Origin of the sequence: Micrococcus sp. HSID17227, assembly GCF_003989405.1 — a bacterium.
GTDB classification, from domain to species: Bacteria; Actinomycetota; Actinomycetes; order Actinomycetales; family Micrococcaceae; genus Micrococcus; species Micrococcus luteus.
The window spans coordinates 1-5,662 of record NZ_RBLN01000134.1 but is presented as its reverse complement, the minus strand read 5'-3'; the positions used below and the strand labels follow the sequence as shown (position 1 = coordinate 5,662).

Annotated in this window: 6 protein-coding genes; 2 read left to right on the top strand and 4 right to left on the bottom strand. The window is 74.2% G+C overall.

Going from position 1 to position 5,662, the window contains the following annotated elements; translation table 11 throughout:
- Positions 1 to 74 precede the first annotated feature (74 nt).
- Both D8M29_RS07735 and serS read right to left on the bottom strand, forming a co-directional pair.
- On the bottom strand, positions 75 to 884 hold the full coding sequence (locus tag D8M29_RS07735) for an HAD family hydrolase (RefSeq protein WP_044659867.1): 810 nt from the start codon (positions 882 to 884) through the stop codon (positions 75 to 77).
- Positions 885 to 1,009: 125 nt separating this feature from the next.
- Positions 1,010 to 2,293: a serine--tRNA ligase gene (gene serS, locus D8M29_RS07730; protein ID WP_036337171.1), complete on the bottom strand. Its 1,284-nt coding sequence runs from the start codon at positions 2,291 to 2,293 to the stop codon at positions 1,010 to 1,012.
- 43 nt (positions 2,294 to 2,336) lie between these two features.
- Between serS and D8M29_RS07725 the strand changes: the two genes are divergently transcribed.
- Complete coding sequence (locus D8M29_RS07725) at positions 2,337 to 3,515, top strand: diacylglycerol kinase family protein (RefSeq protein WP_122054846.1); 1,179 nt, start codon at positions 2,337 to 2,339, stop codon at positions 3,513 to 3,515.
- A 247-nt stretch (positions 3,516 to 3,762) separates the two neighbouring features.
- Here D8M29_RS07725 and pheA read toward each other — a convergent pair whose 3' ends face one another.
- Positions 3,763 to 4,713, bottom strand: coding sequence for a prephenate dehydratase (gene pheA / locus D8M29_RS07720; RefSeq protein ID WP_036316234.1), 951 nt, complete (start codon positions 4,711 to 4,713; stop codon positions 3,763 to 3,765).
- Positions 4,710 to 5,036 (bottom strand): rhodanese-like domain-containing protein, encoded by a 327-nt coding sequence (locus D8M29_RS07715; RefSeq protein WP_002858251.1) that lies wholly within the window; start codon positions 5,034 to 5,036, stop codon positions 4,710 to 4,712. Before D8M29_RS07715 ends, pheA begins: the two co-directional genes overlap by 4 nt.
- 83 nt (positions 5,037 to 5,119) lie before the next feature.
- Between D8M29_RS07715 and D8M29_RS07710 the strand changes: the two genes are divergently transcribed.
- Positions 5,120 to 5,662: amidase family protein (locus D8M29_RS07710; RefSeq protein ID WP_255420498.1), on the top strand; the 543-nt coding region annotated here is incomplete at its 3' end.

The following is a 5,662-nucleotide window of genomic DNA, read 5'->3' as shown; positions in this document are numbered from 1 at the left end:
CCTGCCGCCCCCCCGCCGCGCGGCTGCTCCCTCTGGCGGGGGGCTGACCCGGCGGCCCGGGCCGGTCGCGCCGCTCAGGCCGCGGCCGGCTCCTCGAGGAGCGAGCGCAGCACCGTGGCGAGCCCGTGCTCGTCCACGTGCCCGGTGACCTCGTCCGCGGCGGCCACGACCTCCTCCACGGCCTGGCCCATGGCCACGCCGCGGCCGGCCCAGCGCAGCATCTCGATGTCGTTGCGGCCGTCGCCCACGGCCACGGTGTCCTCGGGGGCCACCTTCAGCACGGTGCGCAGCGCCTCGAGCCCGGAGGCCTTGGTCACGCCCGCCGCGGCGACGTCGAGCCACGCCGTCCAGCCCACGGAGTAGGTCACGCCGGACAGGCCGATGCCCTCCACCGCGCGACCGAACTCCTCGGCGGAGGAGTCCGTGGAGAACACCACGAGGCGCACGGCCGTGGTGTCCATGAGCTCCTCGAACGTGACGCCCTCCGCGGCCACGCCGAAGGACATGTCCTGGAACCGCTCGGTGGAGCGGAAGGTGCCGTCCGGCAGCTCGAGCGCGTACTTGGCGCTGGGCAGGCGGTGGCGCAGCTGGGTCAGGACCGAGCGCGGGTCGAAGGTGCGCAGGTCCGTGACCTCGTAGCCCTCCTCCAGCTCGGGGTCCAGGCGCAGCGTGACGCCGCCGTTGGAGCACACCATGAAGCCGGCGCCGATCCCCAGGGAGCGGGCCACGGGCAGGGTGGCCGCGCGGGAGCGGCCCGTCGCGATGACCACGTGGTGCCCGGCGTCCAGCACGGCCCGCACGGCCGCGCGCACGGGCTCATGCAGATGGCCGTCATGGTCCACGATCGTTCCGTCCACGTCCAGGCACACGAGCTTCTTCGTCATGACCTCCACCCAACCACACGGCCCGGACACGACGGCGACGCGCGGGTGAACCGCAGGGGCGCCGCAGGGGCGCCGCGGGGCGGGCGGGCGAGGCGACCGGCGCCGCGGGGGACGACGTCGTCCGTTCAGACCAGCTCGAAGCGCTCCATCCCGCCGAGGTAGGGACGCAGCGCGGCGGGCACGGTGACCGAGCCGTCCGCGTTCTGGTGGTTCTCCAGGATCGCCACGATCCAGCGGGTGGTGGCCAGGGTGCCGTTGAGCGTGGCCACCATGCGGGTGCCGCCCTTGGAACCGTCCTCCGTGCGGACCCGCTCGCGGATGTTGAGACGGCGGGCCTGGAACGTGGTGCAGTTCGAGGTGGACGTCAGCTCGCGATAGGTGCCCTGCGTGGGGACCCAGGCCTCGCAGTCGAACTTGCGGGCGGCGGAGAGGCCGAGGTCGCCGGCGGCGATGTCGATCACGCGGTACGGCACCTCGATGGCGCCCAGCATCCGTTCCTCCCACGCCAGCAGGCGCGCGTGCTCCGCCTCCGCGTCCTCCTGTGCGGCGTAGATGAACATCTCCAGCTTGTTGAACTGGTGCACGCGGATGATGCCGCGGGTGTCCTTGCCCGCCGAGCCCGCCTCGCGGCGGTAGCACGTGGACCAGCCCGCGTACCGGACGGGGGCGGACACGTCCATGATCTCGCCCGCGTGGAAGCCGGCCAGGGCCACCTCGGAGGTGCCCACCAGATACAGGTCGTCGCGCTCGAGGCGGTAGATCTCGTCGTCGTGCTCGACGTCGAAGCCGGTGCCCTGCATGGTCTCCGGACGCACCAGGGTGGGCGGGATGACCGGCACGAAGCCGTTCTCCAGGGCCAGGTCCAGGCCCAGCTGCATCAGGGCGAGCTCGAGACGCGCGCCCACGCCCGTGAGGAAGCTGAACCGGGCGCCGGACACCTTCGCGCCGCGCTCCATGTCGATCGCCCCGAGCAGCTCGCCGAGCTCGAGGTGGTCGCGCGGCTCGAAGCCCTCGGCGGCGAAGTCGCGCGGGGTGCCGACCTCCTTGAGGACCACGAAGTCGTCCTCGCCGCCAGCCGGGACGCCGTCGACGATCAGGTTCGGGAAGGCACGCTGCAGCTCCGCGAGGCGGGCCTCGGCCGCGCCGGCGGCCGACTCGGCCTCCTTCACGCGCGCGGCCAGGTCCTTCACCTCGGCCAGCAGGGCCTGCTTCTCCTCGCCCTTCGCCTGGGCGACGCGCTTGCCGAAGGCCTTCTGCTCCGCGCGCAGCTGCTCGAAGCCCGCGATGGACGAGCGGCGGGACGCGTCCGCCTCGACCACGCGGTCCACGAGGGACGCGTCCTCCCCGCGGGCCTCCTGGGAGGCGCGGTACTTCTCGGGCTGCTCGATGAGGTCCTTGACGTCGATCACGTGCGCCAGCCTAGCGGGCGGGGCCGACGCCTAGACTCGGGGCATGACTCCCGAGTGGTGGATGGCGCTGGCCGCCCTGGTGCTCCTGGCCCTGCTGGTCGTCGTCGTGGTGGTGCTGGCGGCGCGCCAGGTCCGCCTCGGCGTGCAGCACAAGCGGATGCGTCTCCGGGTGGACGCCCTCGACGCGCGGGTGGGCGGCGTGCAGCGCCGGCTGGAGAAGGTGCCCGGGATCGGCACGGGCCGCCACGAGGTCGCGCTGGTGCTGAACCCCATCAAGACGAACGCGGGCCAGGTGCGGCGCGAGCTCGAGCGGCTCGCGGAGGCGGAGGGCCTCGGCGAGGTGCTCGTGCTCGAGACCCAGGAGGACGATCCCGGCACCGCGATGGCGCGGCAGGCCCTCGGCGCCGGCGCCCGGCTCGTGATCGCCGCGGGCGGCGACGGCACGGTCCGCACCGTGGCCGAGCAGCTGGCCGGCACCGACGTCGCCCTCGGCGTGGTGCCGCTGGGCACCGGGAACCTGCTGGCCCGGAACCTGGACCTGCCGATCAACGACGTCGAGCAATGCCTGCGGATCGCCGTGGGGGGCCGGCAGCGACGCATCGACACCGTGGACGTCCGCTTCACGCACGAGGACGGGCGCGTCACCCGGCAGACCTTCACCGTGATCGGTGGCGCCGGCTACGACGCGGACATCATGGGCGACACCAAGGATGAGCTGAAGGATCTGGCCGGCTGGCTGGCCTACAGCGAGGCCGGCATACGGCACCTGCGCGGCAAGCGGCACGAGGTGACCGTGGCCCTCGACGGCGGTCAGCCCCGCCGGTTCAAGGTGCGCACCGTGATGGTGGCCAACTGCGGGATGCTCACGGGCGGCGTCGAGCTGCTGCCCCAGGCCAAGCTCGACGACGGCCTCCTCGACGTCATGGTCCTCTCGCCCCGGCACGCGCTCGACTGGGCGCGGATCGCCGTGAAGACCGTGACCCGGCACCGCAGCTCCGTCCCCGCGATGCACACGGAGCAGGCCCAGCGCGTGAAGGTCGAGTTCGCCGAGCCGATGCCCTCCCAGCTCGACGGCGACGCCACGGGGGTCATCACCGCCCTCGACGCCCGGGTGCGGCCGGACTCGCTCGTCGTGATGCTCGTGGCCGAGGACGACGCCTCCGTCCGCGACGACGGCGTCTCCGCCGCCGCCCCCGTCCCGGAACCGGCCCCGCACATCTGACCCCCCGTCCCCGCTTTCGTTCGGGAAACGGCGGCTTCCCCAGCGCTTTCGTTCGGGAAACGGGCGCCTCACCACCACTTTCGTTCGGGAAACGGGCGCCGGGGCGACGCGCGGACGGGAAGCGCGACGACGGCCCGTCGTCGTGGTGATCGTCCCGTTTCGGCGACGAAAGTCTCTCGAGGCCGCCGTTTCCCGAACGAAAGTGACCCTGGGGCCGCCGTTTCCCGAACGAAAGTGCGGCACCGCCTCAGCGGGAGCGGAGGGACTCCACCCAGGCGCGGCCGGAGCGATACGCGGCGTCGGTGAACTCGGCCGGCACCCTCGTGGGCACGGGCTCGGCCTGCGCGTACGAGCCCAGGAACCGCAGGTCGGGGTACTCCCGGTACAGGGCCGCGAGCGCATCACCCACGCGGGCCTCCGCCAGGTGCCCCTCGAGGTCGAGGGAGAAGAAGTACCGCCCGATGCCCTCGCCGGTCGGCCGGGACTCGATGCGGGAGAGGTTCACCCCGCGCGTGGTGAACTCGGCCAGGATCTGCCCGAGGGCGCCGGGCCGGTCCTCCGGCAGCGGCACCACCAGCGTGGTCTTGTCCGCTCCCGTGGGCGCGGGCAGGGCCGTCGGCCGGGAGAGCAGCACGAAGCGCGTCACGGCGCCCGGCACGTCCTCGATCCGCTCGGCGAGCACCGGCAACCCGGTCTGCTCGGCCACGAGCGGGGCGCACACGGCGGCGTCGAAGTCGCCCTGGGCCACGAGGCCGGCCCCGGCCGCCGTCGACGGGGCGGGCGTGAAATCCACACCCGGCAGCGCCGTCTCGGCCCAGCCGCGCACCTGCGCCCAGGCGTGGGGGTGCGTGGTCACGCGCCGCACGTCCTCCATCGCGACGCCGGGCCGGCCCACGAGCACGAAGCTGATGGGCACGTGCACCTCCGCGAGGATCTGCAGCGTCTCCCCGAGGGCGATCTCGTCCACGGTGGCGGAGACGCCGCCCTCCACCGAGTTCTCGATGGGGACGACGGCGCGGTCCACCTCCCCCCTGCGCAGCGCCGCCACGGCGCTCAGCACGGAGCCCGCAGACACGAACTCGGCCTCGGCCGGGTCCGCCACCTTGCGCAGGGCGGCCTCGGTGAAGGTGCCGGCCGGGCCGAGGAAGGCGTAGCGCAGGCGCGACGGCGTCGCGTCAGCGGAGCCCGTCCCCGTCACTTGACGGTGGGCTCGGCGTCGCCGTCGGCCTCCATCGGCTTGCCGGCCTCGAGCCACGCGCCGGAGCCGCCGGCCACGTTGATGGCCGAGTAGCCGCGGCCGGTCATGAACTCGGCGGCGCGGGCGGAGCGGCCGCCGGTGCGGCAGATCAGGTAGTAGTCCGTGTCCGGGTCCAGCTCCTCGAGCCGGTCCGGCAGCTGGCCCAGCGGGATGTGCTGGGCGCCGGCGGCGCGGCCCAGGGCCCACTCGTCGTCCTCGCGGACGTCCAGGATGGTTGCATCGGCGGGGATCTCGTTCACATCGACGGTCTCGAAGGCGCTCATGGCTTCAGCGTAGCCACCCGCCCGGACGTCCCAGGAAGGCCCCGCCGTCCATGACCCGGGCCACGCCCGTTAGGCTCGGCCGCATGCAGACCTCCGACGCCGCACCCGCCGCCGACGACGACGACCGCACCCCCTCTGCCCCCGGCCCAGCCCGGCTCCTGGACCGCTCGGCCGTGCGCCTGCGGGAGGACCTCGCCGCCGGGGAGCTGAGCGCCCGGGAGGTCACGGAGGCCGCCCTCGCCGCGGCCCAGGCCCACGCGGACCTCGGCGCGTTCGCCCTCCTCGACGCCGAGGGGGCCCGGACCCGTGCGGCCGAGCTGGACGCGGCCCACCCGCGCGTCGCGCCCCGGGCCGTGCCCGGTCCGCACACCTCCCCCGCCCCGGACGACGACGGCGCCCCCGCCTCCCTGCACGGCCTTCCGCTGGCGTACAAGGACCTGATCGACGTGCGCGGGATGCCCACGCGGTTCGGCTCCGCCCTGCTGGCCGACGCGCCGCCGGCCGCGCAGGACGACCCGCTCGCGCTCCGCCTGCGCGGGGCCGGCACCGTCACCCTCGGCAAGACGACCGTGCCCGAGTTCGGCCTGGACTCCTACTCGGAGAACCTCGTCACGGCGCCGGCCCGA

Excerpts from the sequence above, each read along its gene's own strand:
- D8M29_RS07735 (WP_044659867.1), bottom strand. The coding sequence starts at position 884 with ATGACGAAGAAGCTCGTGTGCCTGGACGTGGACGGAACGATCGTGGAC.
- D8M29_RS07725 (WP_122054846.1), top strand. The coding sequence starts at position 2,337 with ATGACTCCCGAGTGGTGGATGGCGCTGGCCGCCCTGGTGCTCCTGGCC.
- D8M29_RS07715 (WP_002858251.1), bottom strand. The coding sequence starts at position 5,036 with ATGAGCGCCTTCGAGACCGTCGATGTGAACGAGATCCCCGCCGATGCA.